The 20191-nt window shown below is 39.6% G+C and carries 22 protein-coding genes; 19 read left to right on the top strand and 3 right to left on the bottom strand.

Going from position 1 to position 20191, the window contains the following annotated elements; all coding sequences use genetic code 11:
* Nucleotides 1-33: 33 nt before the first annotated feature.
* The 6 genes from DQ356_RS09925 to DQ356_RS09900 all read left to right on the top strand — a co-directional run bounded on the left by DQ356_RS09925 (nucleotide 34) and on the right by DQ356_RS09900 (nucleotide 4645).
* Complete coding sequence (locus tag DQ356_RS09925) at nucleotides 34-1071, top strand: PLP-dependent cysteine synthase family protein (RefSeq protein WP_114304340.1); 1038 nt, start codon at nucleotides 34-36, stop codon at nucleotides 1069-1071.
* A 111-nt stretch (nucleotides 1072-1182) separates the two neighbouring features.
* Nucleotides 1183-2457 (top strand): aminotransferase class I/II-fold pyridoxal phosphate-dependent enzyme, encoded by a 1275-nt coding sequence (locus DQ356_RS09920; RefSeq protein ID WP_114304339.1) that lies wholly within the window; start codon nucleotides 1183-1185, stop codon nucleotides 2455-2457.
* Between the two features lie 75 nt (nucleotides 2458-2532).
* Nucleotides 2533-2943 (top strand): nucleoside diphosphate kinase regulator, encoded by a 411-nt coding sequence (gene rnk / locus DQ356_RS09915; protein ID WP_114304338.1) that lies wholly within the window; start codon nucleotides 2533-2535, stop codon nucleotides 2941-2943.
* A gap of 87 nt (nucleotides 2944-3030) precedes the next feature.
* Nucleotides 3031-3510: a pyrophosphohydrolase domain-containing protein gene (locus DQ356_RS09910; protein ID WP_114304337.1), complete on the top strand. Its 480-nt coding sequence runs from the start codon at nucleotides 3031-3033 to the stop codon at nucleotides 3508-3510.
* Nucleotides 3500-4027: a thioredoxin family protein gene (locus DQ356_RS09905; RefSeq protein ID WP_114304336.1), complete on the top strand. Its 528-nt coding sequence runs from the start codon at nucleotides 3500-3502 to the stop codon at nucleotides 4025-4027. The genes DQ356_RS09910 and DQ356_RS09905 overlap by 11 nt, the downstream gene beginning before the upstream one ends.
* 6 nt (nucleotides 4028-4033) lie before the next feature.
* Nucleotides 4034-4645, top strand: coding sequence for a DUF4230 domain-containing protein (locus tag DQ356_RS09900; RefSeq protein WP_228420712.1), 612 nt, complete (start codon nucleotides 4034-4036; stop codon nucleotides 4643-4645).
* A gap of 63 nt (nucleotides 4646-4708) precedes the next feature.
* Here DQ356_RS09900 and DQ356_RS09895 read toward each other — a convergent pair whose 3' ends face one another.
* A complete protein-coding gene (locus DQ356_RS09895; RefSeq protein ID WP_394337264.1) occupies nucleotides 4709-7222 on the bottom strand; it encodes an adenosylcobalamin-dependent ribonucleoside-diphosphate reductase in 2514 nt (837 codons plus the stop codon).
* 372 nt (nucleotides 7223-7594) lie between these two features.
* Between DQ356_RS09895 and DQ356_RS09890 the strand changes: the two genes are divergently transcribed.
* The 5 genes from DQ356_RS09890 (at nucleotide 7595) to DQ356_RS09870 (ending at nucleotide 10881) form a co-directional block, all read left to right on the top strand.
* A complete protein-coding gene (locus DQ356_RS09890; RefSeq protein ID WP_185123781.1) occupies nucleotides 7595-7762 on the top strand; it encodes a phosphatidate cytidylyltransferase in 168 nt (55 codons plus the stop codon).
* Nucleotides 7763-7774: 12 nt separating this feature from the next.
* A complete protein-coding gene (locus DQ356_RS09885; protein ID WP_114304334.1) occupies nucleotides 7775-8632 on the top strand; it encodes an SDR family oxidoreductase in 858 nt (285 codons plus the stop codon).
* A 48-nt stretch (nucleotides 8633-8680) separates the two neighbouring features.
* Nucleotides 8681-9232, top strand: a complete 552-nt coding sequence (locus tag DQ356_RS09880; protein WP_114304333.1) for a DUF4256 domain-containing protein — start codon at nucleotides 8681-8683, stop codon at nucleotides 9230-9232.
* Between the two features lie 33 nt (nucleotides 9233-9265).
* Nucleotides 9266-10282 (top strand): alpha/beta fold hydrolase, encoded by a 1017-nt coding sequence (locus DQ356_RS09875; RefSeq protein WP_114304332.1) that lies wholly within the window; start codon nucleotides 9266-9268, stop codon nucleotides 10280-10282.
* A 146-nt stretch (nucleotides 10283-10428) separates the two neighbouring features.
* The gene (locus tag DQ356_RS09870; protein ID WP_114304331.1) at nucleotides 10429-10881 is read left to right on the top strand and encodes a hypothetical protein; all 453 of its coding nucleotides are present in this window, start codon (nucleotides 10429-10431) and stop codon (nucleotides 10879-10881) included.
* Nucleotides 10882-10949: 68 nt separating this feature from the next.
* Here the strand turns inward: DQ356_RS09870 and DQ356_RS09865 are convergent, their stop codons facing one another.
* Nucleotides 10950-12242, bottom strand: coding sequence for a replication-associated recombination protein A (locus tag DQ356_RS09865; RefSeq protein WP_114304330.1), 1293 nt, complete (start codon nucleotides 12240-12242; stop codon nucleotides 10950-10952).
* Between the two features lie 121 nt (nucleotides 12243-12363).
* Here DQ356_RS09865 and yidD point away from each other — a divergent pair, with 121 nt between their 5' ends.
* Entirely contained in the window at nucleotides 12364-12588 is a 225-nt protein-coding gene (yidD, locus tag DQ356_RS09860; protein WP_394337265.1) for a membrane protein insertion efficiency factor YidD, read from the top strand.
* Between the two features lie 34 nt (nucleotides 12589-12622).
* Nucleotides 12623-13501, top strand: a complete 879-nt coding sequence (gene lgt / locus DQ356_RS09855) for a prolipoprotein diacylglyceryl transferase (protein ID WP_114304328.1) — start codon at nucleotides 12623-12625, stop codon at nucleotides 13499-13501.
* Nucleotides 13502-13556: 55 nt separating this feature from the next.
* Here the strand turns inward: lgt and DQ356_RS09850 are convergent, their stop codons facing one another.
* Nucleotides 13557-15074 carry an NAD(P)H-hydrate dehydratase gene (locus DQ356_RS09850; RefSeq protein WP_114304327.1) on the bottom strand — a complete coding sequence of 506 codons (1518 nt, stop codon included), beginning with the start codon at nucleotides 15072-15074 and terminating at the stop codon, nucleotides 13557-13559.
* A 169-nt stretch (nucleotides 15075-15243) separates the two neighbouring features.
* On the opposite strand from DQ356_RS09850, the gene DQ356_RS09845 reads away from it, so the two are divergent.
* The 6 genes from DQ356_RS09845 to DQ356_RS09820 all read left to right on the top strand — a co-directional run bounded on the left by DQ356_RS09845 (nucleotide 15244) and on the right by DQ356_RS09820 (nucleotide 20187).
* Entirely contained in the window at nucleotides 15244-15426 is a 183-nt protein-coding gene (locus tag DQ356_RS09845) for a hypothetical protein (protein ID WP_114304326.1), read from the top strand.
* Nucleotides 15427-15522: 96 nt separating this feature from the next.
* Nucleotides 15523-17460: a threonine--tRNA ligase gene (thrS, locus tag DQ356_RS09840; RefSeq protein WP_114304325.1), complete on the top strand. Its 1938-nt coding sequence runs from the start codon at nucleotides 15523-15525 to the stop codon at nucleotides 17458-17460.
* A gap of 79 nt (nucleotides 17461-17539) precedes the next feature.
* Nucleotides 17540-18106 carry a translation initiation factor IF-3 gene (gene infC, locus DQ356_RS09835; RefSeq protein ID WP_262510897.1) on the top strand — a complete coding sequence of 189 codons (567 nt, stop codon included), beginning with the start codon at nucleotides 17540-17542 and terminating at the stop codon, nucleotides 18104-18106.
* Between the two features lie 165 nt (nucleotides 18107-18271).
* A complete protein-coding gene (rpmI, locus tag DQ356_RS09830; protein ID WP_114304469.1) occupies nucleotides 18272-18469 on the top strand; it encodes a 50S ribosomal protein L35 in 198 nt (65 codons plus the stop codon).
* Between the two features lie 120 nt (nucleotides 18470-18589).
* Nucleotides 18590-18934, top strand: a complete 345-nt coding sequence (gene rplT, locus DQ356_RS09825; protein ID WP_114304323.1) for a 50S ribosomal protein L20 — start codon at nucleotides 18590-18592, stop codon at nucleotides 18932-18934.
* A gap of 80 nt (nucleotides 18935-19014) precedes the next feature.
* The gene (locus tag DQ356_RS09820) at nucleotides 19015-20187 is read left to right on the top strand and encodes a M28 family peptidase (protein ID WP_114304468.1); all 1173 of its coding nucleotides are present in this window, start codon (nucleotides 19015-19017) and stop codon (nucleotides 20185-20187) included.
* Nucleotides 20188-20191 lie beyond the last annotated feature (4 nt).

The following is a 20191-nucleotide window of genomic DNA, read 5'->3' as shown; positions in this document are numbered from 1 at the left end:
GCCAAGGTTTTTTTTGAGAAATAGATTAAATAAATGAACAACGTTTACGATAATATTCTCGGTTTAATTGGCAATACGCCAATGGTAAAACTTAATAAAGTTACCAATTCGATTCCCGCAAAAGTTTTTGCAAAACTTGAATCATGTAATCCCGGGCATTCTACCAAAGACAGAATTGCGCTTCATATCATTGAAGACGCAGAACAAAAAGGCTTGCTACAGCCAGGTTCCGTAATTGTAGAAACCACTTCAGGAAACACCGGTTTTTCTGTAGCTATGGTTTCCATTGTAAAAGGTTACGACTGCGTTCTTGCCGTCAGCGATAAAACGAAGCCCGAAAAAATAGCTTATTTAAAAGCGTTAGGTGCGAAAGTTTACATCTGTCCTGCCAATGTTCCTGCAGACGATCCCAGATCTTATTACGAAGTCGCCAAAAGAATTGCACGCGAAACCCCGAACTCCATTTACATCAATCAGTATTTCAACGAATTGAATATTGATGCTCATTATTTGACTACCGGCCCAGAAATCTGGGAACAAACCGAAGGCAGAATCACGCATCTTTTCGGCTGTACCGGAACCGGAGGAACGCTTTCCGGCTCTGCCAAATTTTTGAAAGAAAAAAATCCAAATATTAAGATCATCGGTGTAGATGCAGACGGCTCTATTCTGAAAGGGTTCCATGAAACCGGAACTATCAATCCTTTGGATATTAAACCATATCAAATAGAAGGAATGGGGAAAAATCTGATTCCTGCTGCCCTACTCTTTGATCAGGTAGATGAATTTGTTCGCGTGAACGATGAAATGTCTGCCTACAGAACCCGCGAAATTGCATTGAAGGAAGCCATTATGGGCGGATACACGAGTGGTGCCGTTACGCAAGGTTTACTTCAATATGCCAACTCGCATCCTATTTCCGAAGATGATGTTATTGTGCTGATATATCCGGACCACGGCTCCCGGTATATCACAAAAGTTTACAGCGATCAATGGATGGCTGAACAAGGTTTTGTTAATAACTGTGTCCACAATTATGATGAGGTTTTCGGAACCGAATATATCGATTAAAATACACAGCGTTCGCTTATAAAAGCCTTTTGTTCACAGCAAAAGGCTTTTTAGTTCGTTCAAAAATAGTTAACTTTGTTTTTTATTTCAACCCTTAATACTTACTAATTAATGTTAGACATATTTGACAGGATCAAAGAAAATCCGGGGCCTCTCGGACAGTTTGCAGATTATGCTGAAGGTTATTTTATATTTCCCAGACTGGAAGGGCCCATCGGACCCAGAATGACATTTCAGGGACGGGAAGTTATTTTCTGGAGTGCTAATGATTATTTGGGATTCTGTAACCATCCGGAAGTAAAAAAAGCCGATGCAGAAGCAGCAGCCGAATACGGAATGTTCTATCCTATGGGAGCCAGAGCAATGTCCGGAGAAACCGATCAGCATCTGGAACTGGAAAGGCAACTTGCAGATTTTGTGCAAAAAGAATCCTGTTATCTTCTCAATTTCGGTTATCAAGGAATGGTTTCAACCATTGACGCACTTGTTTCCAGACATGATGTCATCGTTTACGATTCCGATTCCCATGCCTGTATTGTGGATGGTGTACGATTGCATGTAGGAAAAAGTTTTACCTTCAAGCACAATGATATTGCCAGCCTGAAGAAAAATCTGGAAAGAGCCACGAAAGTGGCCGAAGAAAACGGCGGCGGTGTTCTGGTAATTACTGAAGGAGTTTTCGGGATGCGCGGTATGCAGGGAAAACTGAAAGAAATTTGCGAGCTGAAAAAAGATTTCAAATTCCGCCTGTTGGTAGATGATGCTCACGGTTTCGGAACCTTAGGAAAAACCGGTGCGGGCGCAGGCGAAGAGCAGGGATGTCAAGATGAAATTGATATTTATTTTTCCACTTTCGCCAAATCTATGGCTGGTTTCGGAGCGTTCATTGCCGGAGATAAAGAAGTTATCAGGTATTTAAAATTCAACCTTCGTTCTCAGATTTTTGCCAAGTCGCTTACCATGCCTATGGTAATTGGTGGATTAAAGCGCCTTGAACTTCTCAGAAGTAAGCCAGAAATAAAAGCCAAGCTTTGGGAAAATGTAAATAAATTGCAAAACGGACTAAAGGAAAGAGGATTTAATCTTGGAAATACCAATACCTGCGTAACTCCTGTCATGATGCAGGGATCGCCAGTAGAAGCTACCCTTCTGGTAAAAGATCTGAGAGAAAATTACGGAGTTTTCACCTCTGTTGTGGTATATCCTGTAATTCCAAAAGGAATGATCCTTTTACGTCTCATTCCTACAGCTTCGCATTCCGACGCTGAAATCAACGAAACACTGGAAGCTTTTGGCGCCATTCACGACAAATTGGTGAACGGACATTACAAAGCGGAAGCAGAGAAATTGCTTGAAGAACAGCATCTGAGTTTTAAACCTATTTAATTTATATAAAATATAAATTTAAGCCGTTTGAAACTGAGTTTCAAACGGTTTTTTTAACACCAAAATTTAAAAAATATGAGTCAATTAATTATTAACAAAAACGATTACAGCCGCATTCATCAATGTATTACGACGGCTAGGCAAAATAACACCATTAAAAAAGAAGAGGCTGAAAAACTGGCTTCCGAATTGAAAAATGCCAAACTTGTAGAACCGAAAGAGATTCCGGGCGATGTAGTGACCATGAATTCTGTGGTGAAGATCCATTTTCAAAACAGCAAACAACAGATGGAATTCACACTCGTTTATCCGAAAGATGCCAATGTAAAAGAAAGGAAAATTTCCATCTTCTCCGCCGTTGCCTGTGCTCTGATCGGATATCGTGTTGGCGATGAAATCGAATGGCAACTTCCTTCAGGAATGACCAAAATTGTGATCGACGAAATCATATATCAACCTGAAGCAGCAGGCGATCTTGACGCATAATCCAAACTGAGGCAGCCCCAAAAAAGGCTGTCTTTTTTTATCAAAGCAATACAGTTTTCCTATATTTGTAAATATTTGATCCGATATATGAGAACACCCGACAGCCTGAATCAGGTCGCTTTATTTCATCAAAATTTTAATGTTCCCATTTTAGAAACGCCGCAGATTCCTTCAAAAAAGCGCTGCGAACTTCGAGTTTCGCTTCTTCAGGAGGAACTGAACGAACTGAAACAGGCGATTGAAGATAACGACCTCACTGCGGCAGCCGATGCTCTCTGTGATTTACAGTATGTGCTGAGCGGTGCCGTTCTGGAATTCGGTTTAGGCAAAAAATTTGCTACACTCTTTGATGAAATTCAGCGTTCCAATATGTCGAAAGCATGTACAGACGAGAAACAAGCTCAGGAAACCGCTGAATTTTATAAAATAAAAGGTGAAGACTGTTTTTATAAAAAATCAGGAACTCAGTATCATGTATATCGTGTTGCAGATGATAAAGTACTAAAAAATAAATATTATTCACCGGCAGATTTACAAACGATTATCGAACAAAAAGATGAAGAATAAATTAACAAAAATAGTGATCGTAGCGGGAGTAATTGCGATACAACCTGCTCTGGCACAGGAAACACCCAATAAAGAAACCACTCAACAAAAAAACAATATGCTTATAGGAATTCACACTTCAGACGAATTTGAAAAAGCGCCTTACAGCGACTGGTATCAGAAGGAATATGCAGAATACACCCCGGATAAAGCTTCCATAGAAGCCCTGAAAGGAACACAACTAAACCAATCCCGACTGACGGTTTTTCTCGGAACCTGGTGCGGAGACAGCCATCGCGAATTTCCCAGATTTATGAAAATACTTCATGCTCTGGATTTTCCGGAAGATCAGCTCACGATCTATGCTTTGGACCGCAATAAACAGTCGCCGGATGGTGATGAAAAGAAATTCAATATCCTGAGAGTTCCTACTTTTATCATTCATCAGGACGGAAATGAGACCGGCAGAATTATTGAATACCCACAATCCGGATGGCTGGAGAAAGATCTTTTGGAAATCCTGAACCGCACTCCTTAATTTGAAATGATATTGAAAAACAGAAATACGATAGCGGGCCTCATCATTGGTATTGTGCTGATGTTGCTGCTTTTTTGGGCCTTTAAAAAATGCAGTTCGCCTGATGAACCTTCGGTAAGAAATGACTATTATATTCTGAAAAATCAGATTACCAGGATGAATAAAATGGTCGTCGTAGAACAGGATTTTTCTACGCTTCAGAAAACCAAACTTGCATATGAAATTTTCGGCAAACAGGTATCTGAAAATGAGATTCTTACTTTAACACAAACAAATGCTCAGGTTACCTACGATCTCAATAAAATGGTACTGGAAGTAGATTCTGTCAACCGGAAACTTATTATTCAGGAACTTCCTTCGCCGGAAATCCGGATAATGCCATCGGTTGAAATACAGTCGATGGATGATTCATTTTTGAACAGAATTAAAGAAGATCAAATCAAAAAAGTGACCGCTTCTGCCAAAGCCGATGCACAAAAAAGAGTGAACAGGGCGCAGCTTCAGCAGCAAGGCCGCGAACAGCTGATGCAAAACCTCAATACCATATTTGTACTCGCCAAAGCACTGGATTATACTATTGAGGACAATACAAAAATGATCGATGTATCAAAATTATAAATCAAAAAAAATCCCGGAAATTGAAATCCGGGATTTTGATTTATGAAGAATCTGGCTTATTAATTAGCCGCACTTCGAGCTTCCACAACTTTTACAGGTCAGGCAACCTTCCTGATACATCACTTGCTCTGAACCACAGTTGGAGCATTTTCCTGCTGCATTGGTACCGTCGGGAATATAGCGTTTCAAAGCGCGAGCAACTCCGGCTTTCCAGTTGTTGATGGATTCCAGATTCAATTCCATACGATTCACAAGCTCCACTACATTTTCCAAAGGCATTCCGTGTCTTAAAGTCCCGGAAATCAGTTTTGCGTAATTCCAGAATTCAGGATCGAATTTGTGCGACAGACCTTCAATCGTGGTTTTATATCCTCTTAAATTCTTGAATTGGAAATCATAACGCGAATTGCCTTTTTCATCGCGGTTTTTGATAATCAATCCGTTGTTCACCCATCTTGGCAACATAATCCCTTCCTCATCATCTGCCAAACCAGTGAAAATTTCATACGGACGTCCATCAATCAGACCTACAAAAGCAATCCATTTTTCTTTGTTATTTTGAAATCTGACGACTTCGGCTTCCAGAACATGCGGCCTTTTGGTAGGGAATGTGCTGTGCAGTTTCACTCCTTCTTTATCTTCTTTCTTGTCTTCACTTGCCACCAGAACTCCGGAGCGCGAACCATCACGGTAAACGGTAACGCCTTTGCACCCCACTTCCCAGGCTTTTAAATAAAGTTCGTTGACCAGTTCTTCTGTCGCATCATTGGGAATATTGATCGTTACAGAGATAGAATGATCCACCCATTTCTGGATCGCACCCTGCATTTCCACTTTACTCAGCCAGTCTACGTCGTTGGAAGTTGCTTTGTAGTAAGGAGATTTCTCGATAAGTCCATTAATTTCTTCCTGAGAATAATTTTTATCTGTATCAAAACCATTAGCAGCCATCCAGGTTTTAAAATGGTGATGGAAAACGATGTATTCTTCCCATGAATCGCCGACTTCATCCACGAAATCCACCCGTACGTCTTTGTCATTCGGATTTACTTTTCTTCTTCTTTTATAAACCGGAAGAAACACCGGCTCAATTCCGGAGGTCGTTTGTGACATGAGCGAAGTACTTCCTGTAGGAGCAATCGTAAGCAAGGCTATATTTCTTCGGCCGTGTTGTTGCATCAATTTATACAGTTCCGGATCTTCATTTTTCAAACGGAGAATAAACGGGTTTTCTGCTTCTTTTTTACTATCATACACTTCGAAAGCACCTCTTTCCATCGCCAATTTCACGGAGGAACGGTATGCTTCCAAAGCCAAAGTTTTATGAACTTCCACGGAAAAATCAACGGCTTCCTTGCTTCCGTATCTTAAACCGAGTGCGGCCAACATATCGCCTTCAGCCGTGATGCCTACTCCTGTTCTTCTGCCCTGAAGTGTTTTTTTGCGGATTTTAAGCCAAAGATGATATTCAGTTCCTTTTATTTCATCACTCTCCGGGTCGGATTCAATTTTGCGAAGAATAGTATCAATTTTCTCCACCTCTAAATCAATAATATCATCCATCATCCGCTGTGCGTAAGCCACATGTTGTTTGAAAAGATCAAAATTGAATTTAGCTTTTTTCGTAAACGGATTTTCAACATACGAGTACAGATTTATCGCCAGCAAACGACAGGAATCGTAAGGGCAAAGTGGAATTTCACCACACGGATTCGTAGAAACGGTTTCAAAACCCAGGTCTGCATAGCAATCCGGAACAGATTCCTTGATAATCGTGTCCCAGAAAAGAATTCCGGGTTCTGCAGATTTCCAGGCGTTATGAACGATTTTATTCCAGATATTTTTGGCCTCAACAGTTTTTGAAAACCTTGGTGTTTCGCTGTGAATCGGATATTTCTGAGTGTATTCGGTATTGTTTTTCACCGCATTCATAAATTCATCGTCGATCCTCACTGAAATATTGGCTCCGGTAATTTTTCCCTGCTCCAGTTTGGCATTGATGAAATCCTCAGCATCGGGATGATTGATGGAAACTGATAGCATCAGTGCTCCGCGTCGCCCGTCCTGAGCAACTTCGCGCGTAGAATTGGAGTAACGTTCCATAAACGGAACCAAACCCGTGGAAGTGAGAGCGGAGTTTTTGACTGCGGAACCCTTCGGACGAATATGTGACAAATCATGGCCAACACCGCCACGTCTTTTCATCAGCTGAACCTGCTCTTCATCTACTTTCATAATGCTTCCGTAAGAATCGCTGTCAGTGCCGTTTCCAATAACAAAACAATTGGACAGTGATGCAATCTGAAAATTATTTCCAATACCCGTCATCGGGCTTCCTTGCGGAATAATGTATTTGAAATCTTTTATCAAGTCAAAAATTTCCTGCGCTGAAAGCGGGTTTTTATACTTTGCTTCTATTCTCGCAATTTCGTTGGCAATTCTCCAGTGCATATCATCGGGAGTAGCTTCATACAGATTTCCGTCCGAATCTTTAAGAGCATATTTATTTACCCATACCCGGGTGGCGAGATCATCGCCATTAAAGTATTTTAAAGTTGCTGCGTTTGCTGTTTCCATTGAAACAGTAGCATTTTTTTTTGTCAACACTGAGCTTTCCATTGTATATATTTTAGAAAAATAAAGATACACTATTTTAATGTGCGAGCAAAAAAGTTTACAAATATAAATCAATACTTAATTGATAATCAGTATAATAAAACTTATCCACAATTGAAAAGTTTGCAAATTTTGAATTAATTGAACTTTATCTCACGATAATAATTGTCAATATTGGATAATATGGATTTAAGTGTAGTGAGCTTGAATTCGTTTCCCTTTCATTTACTTAAAAGGTTATTTTCATTATAAATTTAATTTGTCTTGTTGCAAGATTACCACAGAAATGGGGAACTGGTGAAAGTTTTGTTATCAAATAAAAAAATTAACATTATGAGAAAGATTTCATTATTCAGCCTCTTGATTTTATCAGCAATGCTGCTAACCAGCTGTGATGCTATCGCTACCATTTTTGAAGCAGGAATGTGGTGGGGAATTATTTTGGTTGTTGCCGTAATAGGACTTATTCTTTGGTTGCTTACCCGCGGACGAAAAGGTTAAAGTTAGAACGATATGCAGAAGAAAGAATCTAAAAAAGTACGACCACCTCAGGAGCAAAATAAACCCGGAACCGAGAGCCAACTGAGACCGACTCCGAAACGCAGTCCCAAACCACAAGTACAGAAACTCGACAGTAAGGTCGCCATTATTACCGGTGGAGACAGCGGAATCGGCAAAGCAACGGCATTATTATTTGCACAGGAAGGTGCAGATCTTGTAATTCCTTACCTCAGTGAAACAAATGATGCGAAGGAAACTAAAAAAGAAGTAGAAAAATTAGGAAGAAAATGCATCCTGATAAAAGGTGATTTAAGTAACGAATCCCACTGTGAAAAGGTCATTGAAACCACCATTTCCACTTTCGGAAAGTTGGATATTCTGATCAACAATGCTGCTACACACTGGGAATCTGAGCGTTTGGAAAACATTACTACAAAGCAACTCACCAAGACTTTTGAAACCAATGTATTTTCTGTTTTCTGGCTTACAAAATACGCACTTCCCCATCTGAAAAAAAACAGCAGTATTATTAACACCATTTCCGTAACTGCTTACCGGGGCAGTGATCATCTCATGGATTATGCCGCTACCAAAGGCGCAGTACTTTCTTTTACTCGAAGCCTGGCTGCAAATTTAGCGGAAAAAGGAATTCGGGTAAATGCGGTAGCACCGGGACCTATATGGACACCTTTGATAGCTTCTACGTTTTCCAAGAAAAAAGTAGCTGAATTTGGCAGTGATACTCCCATGAAACGAGCCGGACAACCCAACGAAGTAGCACCATGCTATCTTTTTCTGGCTTCCGAAGACGCGTCTTATATTACAGGCCAGGTGTTGCATCCGAACGGTGGCGAAATCATTAATGGTTAGATTAACACTATCATCCTGTTTTATTAAATTTGCTGTAAAATCTCCGCTATGAATGTAACAGCCAAAGAAAAAGAGGAACTACTCAGCGTTCTTCAAAAAAGATTTAACGAAAACAATCATCGACATGCAGAGTTGCAATGGGCCACCATCGAAGAGCAACTATTAGCACAACCCACAAAACTAAAAGCAGTTTTTGAAATGGAGAAAACGGGAGGGGAACCCGATGTTGTTGTTTTTAATAATAATCAGAAACAAATTATTTTCTGCGACTGCTCAACAGAAAGCCCAAAAGGCAGACGAAGTACCTGTTACGATCAAGAAGCACGAATATCCCGAAAAGCGCATCAACCACTCAACAGTGCTGTAGAAATGGCAGAAAATATGGGAGTTAAACTGCTCAATGAAACGCAATACAGAGAATTACAGTCTCTTGATATCTTCGATGTAAAAACCTCCAGCTGGATTAAAACTCCCGCAGAAATCAGGAAACTTGGCGGAGCCCTTTTTTGTGACCGCAGGTATAATACTGTGTTTACCTATCACAACGGTGCATCTTCCTATTATGCTGCGAGAGGTTTTCGAGGTTGTATTGAAATTTGATTGAATCATATTTTCCACTTAAAACTTATAATAATGCTGAAGAACTTCTCTTTTTTATTCCTGACTATTGTTTTGTTTACTGCTTGCAACTCCCAAAATATCAATTCATTAAAACCTTTGGATGCTGAACTTACTACTGTTACGTATCCCTTTCCTGTTTCCTACAAAACTGTTCAGAATCAGGAGCAGCAACTGAAAATGGCGTACATGGACATATCTCCAGAGAATGGAAAAGAGAATGGCCAAACTATTGTGTTGCTTCACGGAAAAAATTTTAACGGTTATTATTTTGAGGAAACCGCCCGCGCACTCGTTCAGGAAGGTTTTCGGGTGGTGATTCCAGATCAGATCGGTTTCGGAAAATCTTCAAAACCGAAACATTATCAGTTCAGCTTTCATCAACTCGCTGCTAATACAATGTCCTTGGTAGAAGGATTAGGGATTCATAAATTCACAGTTTTAGGACATTCGATGGGCGGAATGCTGGCTTCAAGGATGGCGGTGATGTATCCGAAAAATGTTAACCACCTCGTTCTGGTGAATCCCATCGGCTTGGAAAATTACCAAAAATTCTCGCCTTACCAAAGCATTGATCAATTATATTCCAGTGAACTTAAAAACAATTATGAGAGTTACAAATCATATCAACTGCAATATTATTATGATGGCAAATGGAAACCCGAATACGATCTCTGGTTGAATCTTTTGGCAGGCTGGACAATACATAAGGATTATCCAATCATCGCTTGGAATGCAGCATTGACTACCGATATGATTTACACCCAACCCGTCGTGGATGATTTTGATAAAATTAAATCTCCAACACTTCTTATTATTGGAACCAGAGACAGAACGGCGATTGGGAAAGCCGCTGCTCCAAAAGATTTGCAGCCTTTGATGGGACAGTATCAACATCTGGGAAAAGAAACTCAGAAACGAATTCCGGGTTCCGAATTGGTAGAATTGGAAAACATTGGGCATTCACCTCATATTGAATCCTTTGATCGTTTTATTCAACCACTTTTAAAATTTTTAAAAAAACAGGACTAACTGAGAAAGAGGGCGTATAAAGGATTTGATAATTACATGAAAGTTGATTTTTTCATCATTTTAATTACAAAATCAAAAAAATAAGTCCGAATATCATCATTCAATATAGTTTTTTTATATATTTGTGTAATCATAATTTTTTAATAATGAGAAAAATACTTTACACTTTTTTACTAGTTGCATCTGCAATGACCTATGCACAAAGCAAGAACCAGCCTGTAGTGCTGGTTGACGGAATGTTAGCTTCCAATTCGCTGATCGCCAGCGACAAAAAGAACGTCCAATCTACTAAAGTTTTCAAAACCGCTGCCAACCTTCCCCAGAACCTGAAAAGCTTCGAAGGGTTAGCTTCTAACGGAATTATTTCCGCAAGCGTAAAAGAAAACTATTATGACAGGATTTCTTTGGAAGGACTGAACCAACAGTTCAAACTGAATGCTCAGAATACGGTATATTTTGACGGCCAGCCGATCAAGGATACCACAATTCAGGTTCTTGGCAACGTATTGGAACATATGGAAGTGAGAGAGAAGGACGGTCAAAAATTCCTTTATATCTTCACTACACCTCAGGTAAGTTCTGAGAATGCACTGAAATAATTAATTCCCGAAGAAAAGAATTGAAACCGTCTCATTTGAGGCGGTTTTTTATATACAACAGAACCGGTTTATTTCCTTTTCTGATATTTATTGTTCCATTTTTTTTGCTGTTCTTCACGTATTTTCCGTTCCGTTGCGTTATTTCCCGGATCATATAATACGGTTCCTGAAAGCTCTTCAGGCATAAATTCAGAGTCGACAAAATGACGTTCGTAAGCATGTGCATACTGATAATCTTTTCCGTAATCCAGATCTTTCATTAATTTTGTAGGTGCATTCCGCAAATGCAGAGGAACAGGAAGGTTGCCTGTCTTTCTCACCAAAGCCATCGCTTCGTTAATAGCAGAATACGTGGTATTGGATTTCGGGGATACGGCCAGATAAACGGCAGTTTCGCTCAGAATAATTCTTGCTTCCGGATTTCCGATAATTTGTACTGCCTGAAAGCATGAATTGGCCATTACCAGCGCATTAGGATTGGCTAATCCAATATCTTCAGATGCCAGAATCAACATTCTTCTGGCAATAAACTTGATATCTTCGCCACCTTGCAGCATTCTGGCCAACCAATACACTGCAGCATTGGGATCTGAACCGCGCATCGATTTGATGAAAGCAGAAATAATGTCATAATGCTGTTCGCCGTTTTTATCATACCGAACCATATTTTCCTGCAATACAGAACGGATGTCTTCGGAAGAAATATCGGAAACATCAGAATTTTTAAACCTATTCAGCACCCATTCCACAGCATTAATCAGTTTTCGAGCGTCACCTCCGGAATATTGAATCAGCACTGTTTTATCTTCTATTTTAAAATCAGAATTCTCATTTTCATTAAACTGATGCAGTGCAAGATCAGCGAGAGTTTCGAGTTTTTCATATTCCAGCGGTTTCAAAACAAAAACCTGAGAGCGCGAAAGCAAAGCGGAAACTACCTCAAAACTTGGATTTTCTGTAGTTGCTCCTATAAGAACTACCCAGCCTTTTTCCACAGCGTGTAACAAACTGTCCTGCTGTGATTTACTGAAGCGGTGAATCTCATCAATAAAAAGGACTGGTGGTTTTCCTGAGAAAAGATTCTGTTTTTTTGCTTCTTCAATAACTTCCCTCACCTCTTTCACTCCGCTGGATACGGCAGAAAGTTTGTGGAATTTTCTACCCGACTGCTCTGAAATCATTTCAGCTAATGTTGTTTTTCCGGTTCCGGGTGGCCCCCAAAAAATAAGAGAATTCAGGGTGTCATTTTCAAGCATTTTTCTTACAGGACTATTGTAACCCGTAAGATGTTCTTGGCCGAGAACCTGATCCAGAGTTTTAGGCCTCAACTGTTCGGCTAAAGGGATATGTTGTTTTTTCACAATAATTTTAATTTCTGATACGAGGCAACAAGCATTGTGGCTTTAATTAACAAATTTACGGCATATTTTCAAAATTTTGAGTTACTTTTGCATTGCTTTGAAGAGAAAAATCAATACTGTGTTGACATTTCCATTGGTCGTTCTTATACGGTTTTACCAGTGGTTCATCTCTCCTTTGCTGCCCAAAAACTGCCGTTATGAACCTACGTGTTCCCATTATATGGCGGAAGCTCTGCAAATACACGGTCCGCTGAAGGGACTCTGGCTAGGTATCAAACGCATTGCCCGCTGTCATCCATTGGGCGGCGAGGGCTATGATCCTGTTCCTCCGAAATGCAAACATTAATCTATGAACATTTTTATAAATATTGATTTTTAATATGAATACGATCCATACTTTTTCAACCATTATCTGGGATCCATCCACTGGAATAAATCTGGGACCTTTTACGCTTCATTACTATAGTCTAATGTTTGTCCTCGCCTTTGGATTGGGATATATTCTCATGTCTAAAATGTTCAAAATCGATCATGTACACATCAAATATCTGGAACCTCTTTTTATATGGACTCTGGTGGGAACTATTTTAGGTGCCCGACTCGGACATGTTATTTTTTATGAACCTGAGCTTTTCAAGAAGGATTTCTGGTCTGTTTTTCTGCCAATTCAAACGCAGCCGGAATTCAGATTTACAGGGTTTTCCGGTTTAGCAAGTCATGGAGCTACTATTGCTTTAATTTTTACCACGCTTTATTATTCATATAAAATTATCAAAAAAAATCCATTTTGGGTATATGACAGAATTGGAATCGTAGTCGCTTTGGGCGGTGCTTTTGTACGAATCGGAAATTTCTTCAACTCAGAAATTATCGGAAAACCAGCTCCTGAAAACTCTCCTTTTGCTATTCTTTTCCCCCAGCAAAGTCCGGAATACGGGCCTATTGTCCCCCGCTACCCTACACAACTTTTTGAAGCTGCAGGGTATTTTCTTCTGTTTCTGATCTTGTGGTATTTTTACAGAAAGACACAAAAGAAATATCAGCAAGGATGGCTTTTCGGGTTGTTTTTCATCGTTTTATGGGCAGTTCGTTTCTTTGTAGAATTCTTAAAAGAACCTCAGGGCGACGAGTTCATCACTTTTGCGGGCCTTAATACCGGGCAAGTTCTTTCGATACCTTTCATGCTGGCAGGTTTCGTGATCATGTGGTATTCTAAGAACAATAAAATTACGGAAGCAGAAAACGGAAAACCTGAATAAAGCCGTTTTTATAACATTACTAAAGCCGTTCAATGGAGCGGCTTTTACATTTTAATTATTTTGTGGTTTTTTTATAGTGGGAATTCTTCAATTCATTAAAAACTCGACCTAAAGATTCGGGAAGATCACCGGCAATCAAAGCCTCTTCAGAATTCATTTTTGCAGCATCATCACCGGCTTTCCCGTGAAGCCAAACCCCCAATATTGCGGCCTCTTCGGAAGAATATTTTTGCGCCAACAATGCAGTGATAATGCCTGTAAGAACATCTCCACTACCCCCTGTTGCCATTCCGGGATTTCCTGTAATATTATAATAAACCGTTTTTTTCGGGGTAATAATTTGAGTATACCGGTCTTTCAGCACGATAAAAATCCCGAATTTTTCAGCATTTTCTTTTGCTATTTCCAATCTTTTAAAAGAATTTGCACTCGTGCCGAAAAGCCTTTCAAATTCTTTAGGATGCGGAGTCAGAAGGGAATTTTTTGGAATAAGTTCAAGATGCGCATTATCTAAAGCAATGATATTCAAAGCATCTGCATCCAGCACGATAGGCTTATTTATCTTCTTCAGAAATTCCAGAAAAGCATTTTGCGTTTCAGATTCTGTTCCTAAACCAGGGCCTATTCCATAGGTTATCCCCTCTTCATAATGTAAATTTTCTGAAAAAATATTTCCTGTAGACAACATCATCGCTTCAGGACAGGCGGTCTGCAAGATACTGAATCCACATTCAGGAGCCTGAACGGTGACCAATCCGGCTCCGGTGCGAACAGCTGCTCTGGCTGCTAATATTGCCGCTCCTATTTTGCCATAACTTCCGGCAATAAGATGAACTTTTCCATAGGTTCCCTTGTGCGAAAATTGTTCGCGCGGACGATAGATTTTCTGAACAGTTGAATCGGAAATAATATATTGCGAAGTGTCGGTTTTCTGAATAAATTCCGGCGACAAACCGATGTCTAGAATATGTACTTTCCCGCAAAAATTCCCTGTTTCCGGGTGTAAGAAACTTTTTTTCCAAAACTGTAAACTCAGTGTGTGATCGGCAATAAAAACAGATTCCGAATCTGAAAGCCCGTCTGCAGAAAGGCCTGTTGGAATATCAATGCTCACCTTATTTGCCTGAATGCTGTTCAGAAAAGCGATCAATTTTTGATAGTCAAGACTCAGACTTCCGTGAAAACCTGACCCGAAAATCGCATCTACAATTGAGGTATCCTGCTTAAATTTCATTTCAGAGACCTGCCGGAAATCATGGATATCCACACCTGATATTTCTTTTAATTTTTGCAGATTTATTCGTGCATCTTCGGAATATTCAGGGTTTTTAAAATCAATAAAAACGTCAATATCAAATCCTTTCCTGTACAACATTCTTGCGATCGCAAAACCATCGCCTCCGTTATTTCCATTACCACAAAAAATCCAGAATCTTTCACTTTTTATTTGTGAAGCGAACCAGTCTGCACACCTTCCAGCAGCCTTTTCCATCAGCATCAACGAAGAAACCTGTTCATGCTGAACAGTCCATTGATCACACGCACGGATTTGCTCTGCAGTGAAAATTTTCATGTGTTTTATTTTACCCAAAGATAATGAAATATGAAGTGTAAAGGCCAGAATTATACAAGACTCAAAAGGCAATATAAATGAAAAGCGTATCAAATTATAGAAAATCCTGACGAAAGATTATAAAAGAAACTGTCGCGTTTTACTCATATTTGGTTTAAAGTTTAACATTATGAAACCTCCAAAAAAGAAACAAAAAACCGAAAAGGCCGAAGTTAAAAAACAAAATCAGGATTATCCGAATATTCCGGCATCTTCAGAACGAATTGTTTCTCAGGAAGAAACTGATCAAGAGATTAAGAAAACTTCAAAACTTAATAAAGACGGGAAAACCGATAACATTGATCATTCCTAAAAAAACTGCACCCATTTTCCATTATTACCCACTAAAAAAGTTATGTATCATTAATTTTTTCATTATTTTTGCAGCTCATCATTTTTAATTCCTAAAATGTTAAAAATCACTCTTCCCGACGGAAGCATCAGAGAATTTGAAGGCACAGTTACGCCAATGGATGTAGCCAAATCTATCAGTGAAGGATTGGCGAGAAACACCATTTCAGCCATCGTAAACGGTAAACAAGTAGAAGTTACCACCCCGATTACGGAAGATTCTAAGGTGCAACTCCTGACGTGGAATGATGATATGGGAAAGAAAGCGTTCTGGCATTCTTCCGCTCACCTTTTGGCACAGGCCATTATAGAGTTTTATCCCAATGCAAAATTAACCATAGGCCCAGCCATTGAGAATGGGTTTTATTACGACGTGGATTTCGGTGATGCAACACTCAGTGAAAAAGATTTCGAGAAAATCGAAAAGAAAATGCTGGAAAACGCCAAAAAGGATTCCATATTTGAACTTTTCGTTGTTACCAAATCCGATGCTTTAAAAGAATACGCAGACAATCCTTATAAAACGGAACTGATTTCCAATCTTGAAGACGGCGAAATTACGTTCTGTACACACGATAACTTCAGCGATTTGTGTCGTGGCGGCCATATTCCGTCCACGGGAATTGTAAAAGCAGTAAAAATCCTGAATGCTGCCGGAGCTTATTGGCGAGGCGACGAGAAAAATCCGCAACTCACCAGAGTGTATGGAATTTCTTTTCCCAAGCAGAAAGAACTGACGGAATATCTGGAAAAACTGGAAGAAGCAAAACGCCGTGATCACCGGAAATTAGGAAAAGAACTCGGGATTTTTGCTTTTTCTGAAAAAGTCGGTGCCGGTTTACCACTTTGGTTACCCAAAGGAGCTGCGCTGAGAAAAAAACTGGAGAATTTCCTTTCTGAAGCCCAGAAGAAAGCCGGTTATGAATTTGTTATGTCGCCACACATCGGTGCTAAGGAACTTTATGTCACTTCCGGGCATTGGGATAAATATGGTGCTGACAGTTTTCAACCAATTAAAACACCCAACGAAGGTGAAGAATTCATGCTGAAACCCATGAACTGTCCTCACCATTGCGAGATTTATAAAGTCGGGCAATGGTCGTATCGCGATTTGCCAAAACGGTTTGCAGAATTCGGAACGGTTTATCGGTACGAACAATCGGGGGAATTACATGGGCTCACCAGAGTACGTGGGTTCACGCAGGATGATGCACACTTATTTTGTACTCCAGATCAATTAATGGAGGAATTTGAAGGGGTGATTGATTTAGTAATGTACGTTTTCAAAAACCTAGGGTTTGACGATTTTGTCACCCAAATTTCCCTTCGCGATCCTGAAAATAATGAAAAATATATCGGTACCGATGAGAACTGGGCTAAAGCAGAAAAAGCCATCATTCAGGCTGCAGAAAATAAAGGTCTGAAAACTGTAATAGAATATGGTGAAGCTGCTTTCTATGGTCCAAAACTGGATTTCATGGTGAAAGATGCTTTAGGCAGAAAATGGCAGTTGGGAACCATACAGGTCGATTATAATTTACCTGAACGATTTGATCTCACTTATATAGGAAGCGACGGCGAAAAACACCGTCCAGTGATGATTCACAGAGCTCCGTTCGGCTCTATGGAACGTTTCATCGCCATACTTTTGGAGAATACCGCGGGTGATTTTCCGCTTTGGCTGGCTCCGGATCAATTCATCATATTACCGATTTCTGAAAAATATGTGGATTACGCTAAAAAAGTTTCTCAATTATTAGAAAATCACGATATTAGCGGCCTGATTGATGACCGGAACGAGAAGACGGGAAAGAAAATTAGGGATGCGGAAATCAATAAATATCCCTTTATGCTGATTGTTGGAGAAAATGAAGAAAATGCAGGAACAATTTCTGTAAGAAGGCGAGGTGAAGGCGATTTAGGAACGATGAGTATTGATGATTTCATCGCTTACTTCCAGAAAGCATCCACATTTAATGCAAGTTTTGGAGAATAATTTATACTCCAAAATAATACAAAGAAAAACGCCGGAAGCGTGAAGCAATAAAAAGAAATTAACTTAAAAATTTAATACAATAGCACAGAAATTTCATTACAGAGGTAGAGGCCCGCAGCGTCGTCCACAACAGGAGGATGCGCATCAAATTAACGAAAAAATCCGCGCGAAGGAAGTTCGTTTAGTGGGCGATAACGTAGAACCCGGAGTATATCCATTGGCGAAAGCATTGGAAATTGCCAAAGAACAGGAACTGGATCTGGTGGTGATTTCAGACAAGGCAGAGCCTTATATAGCCCGAGTTCTTGAATACAAAAAATTCCTTTACGAGCAAAAGAAAAAGCAAAAGGAACTGAAAGCCAAACAAGTAAAAGTAACAGTGAAGGAAGTCCGTTTTGGTCCGCAAACGGATGATCACGATTACGAATTTAAAAAGAAGCATGCTGAAAAGTTCCTGGAAGAAGGATCAAAACTTAAAACCTATGTATTCTTCAAAGGGCGTTCAATTGTTTTCAAAGATCAGGGAGAAATTTTGCTCCTGCGTCTTGCTCAGGATCTGGAGCACGTAGGAAAAGTGGATCAGATGCCCAAGTTGGAAGGCAAGCGAATGATCATGATGATGAGTCCAAAAAAGCCAGCTAAATAATTCAATTTTGATTTGAAGAAAAGGTAATTTCTTAAACTGCCTTCTAAATAATCTTAAAAAAGAGGTTTCTACCTGAAATCTCTTTCTATGATGACGTGCATAGTTGAAGAATTTTTTGTAATTTTGCAGCCTTAAATATTGATAACAAAACAAAAAAGCAGAACAATGCCAAAATTAAAAACTAAATCAGGTGCTAAAAAGCGTTTTGCTCTTACCGGAACAGGAAAGATCAAAAGAAAAAATGCTTATAAAAGCCACATCTTGACGAAGAAGGAAACCAAGCAGAAGAGAAATCTGACCCAAACTTCTTATGTTGCTACTGTGGACGAAAAAAGTGTGAAACGCCAATTAGCCATTAAGTAGTTTTTTATAAATCCTAAATCGGTTTATAAGAATTAAAAATTCAGAATTTCTAACCCTGAATCACAGCCCCAAAGTTTGATGAAACAAGCAACGCTGTATTCAAAAAAAACAATTTAAATTATGCCAAGATCAGTAAACGCCGTTGCTTCCAGAGCACGCAGAAAAAAAGTGATGAAACTGGCTAAAGGTTATTTCGGAAGAAGAAAGAACGTTTGGACAGTTGCCAAAAACGCCGTAGAAAAAGCGATGCAATACGCTTATCGCGGAAGAAAAGAGAAGAAAAGAAATTTCAGGTCTCTTTGGATTACCAGAATCAACGCTGGTGCCAGAGAACACGGAATGTCTTATTCCCAATTTATGGGCGCTCTTAAAAAGAACAACATCGAGCTGAACAGAAAAGTTCTCGCAGACCTTGCAATGAACCATCCGGAAGCTTTCAAAGCTGTTGTAGATCAGATAAAATAATGTAAACCTTTTGTTATCAATAGAGAAATCCCGAATCTTTGATCCGGGATTTTTTGTATTTTTACAACTCAGAAAATCCAATGAAGAAAATCGTTTTCCTTTTAGCTGTTTGTATTTCTTTTTTTGTATCATCACAAACTTTTATTCAGGCATACCAAAATAGGGTGAACCAAGTTTCCCAAGTTAATATTAATTCAGGATTACAGGAATTTGTAAGCCTCGGAACCAAAACGACAGGAAGTACTGCGAACAACAACGCCTTCAATTGGTTGAAGAACAAATATTTATCTTTCGGGTACAGCATTTCTCAGATTTCCGAAAATCCTTTCAGCGCGGGATCACTGAGTTCCAAAAATCTTATCATTACCAAAACAGGAACCGTATATCCGAATACTTTCGTCATTGTCTGCGCTCATTATGATACCGTGAATGGTGTTGGTGCCAATGACAACGGGAGCGGGACCATCGCACTGCTGGAAATGGCAAGAATTATGAAAGACATCCCGACCGAATATTCGATAAAATTTATTCATTTCTCCGGAGAAGAACAAGGGCTTTACGGAAGTCAGCATTATGTGAATCAGGTGGTGAACGCTACGGTTCCTAAAATGGACATCAGACTCGTTTTCAACATCGATCAGGTAGGGGGAAGAGCCGGACAAACCCACAATACTATCGTTTGTGAAAGAGATACCAATAATTTTCCGTCCACTAATAATGCTGCTTCTCATCAGGCAACTTCAGAGCTGATGAGTTGTGTTGCACTCTATTCGCCGCTTCAGACTACCCTGTCCAATGCCTATTCATCGGATTATATGCCGTTTCAGAACAACAATGAAGTGATTACTGGTTTTTACGAATATCAGGGCGAACTGAATCCGGCTCCACATACTTCTGCAGATATTGTAGCCAACATGGATCCTGTGTATCTTTTTAATGTCACAAAAGCAGCTCTTGGTGCGTTGCAACATTTTGCAAAAGCCTCATCTTCACTATCCCTTTCCGAAACTCAAATCGAAGAACTGTCCGTTTCTTTTTATCCCAATCCTGCAAAAGATCAATTCGAAATTCTGTTTGGAAAAAAAAAACCGGGAAACTTTCGGCTTACACTCACTGATCTCAGTGGAAGGCAAATTCTGAATATTGAGAATGAAGAAATAATTGATGTTTCTTATCTGCAAAACGGCGTTTACCTCGCAACAGTGACAGCCGATCAAAAAAAATTGGTGAACAAAATAATCGTTCAGAAATAATTTG

The sequence above is a fragment of the Chryseobacterium lacus genome (genome assembly GCF_003336205.1).
Classification (GTDB): Bacteria; Bacteroidota; Bacteroidia; order Flavobacteriales; family Weeksellaceae; genus Chryseobacterium_A; species Chryseobacterium_A lacus.
The sequence above is the reverse complement of the archived record's forward strand: the minus strand, read 5'-3'. Positions and strand labels throughout refer to the sequence as shown.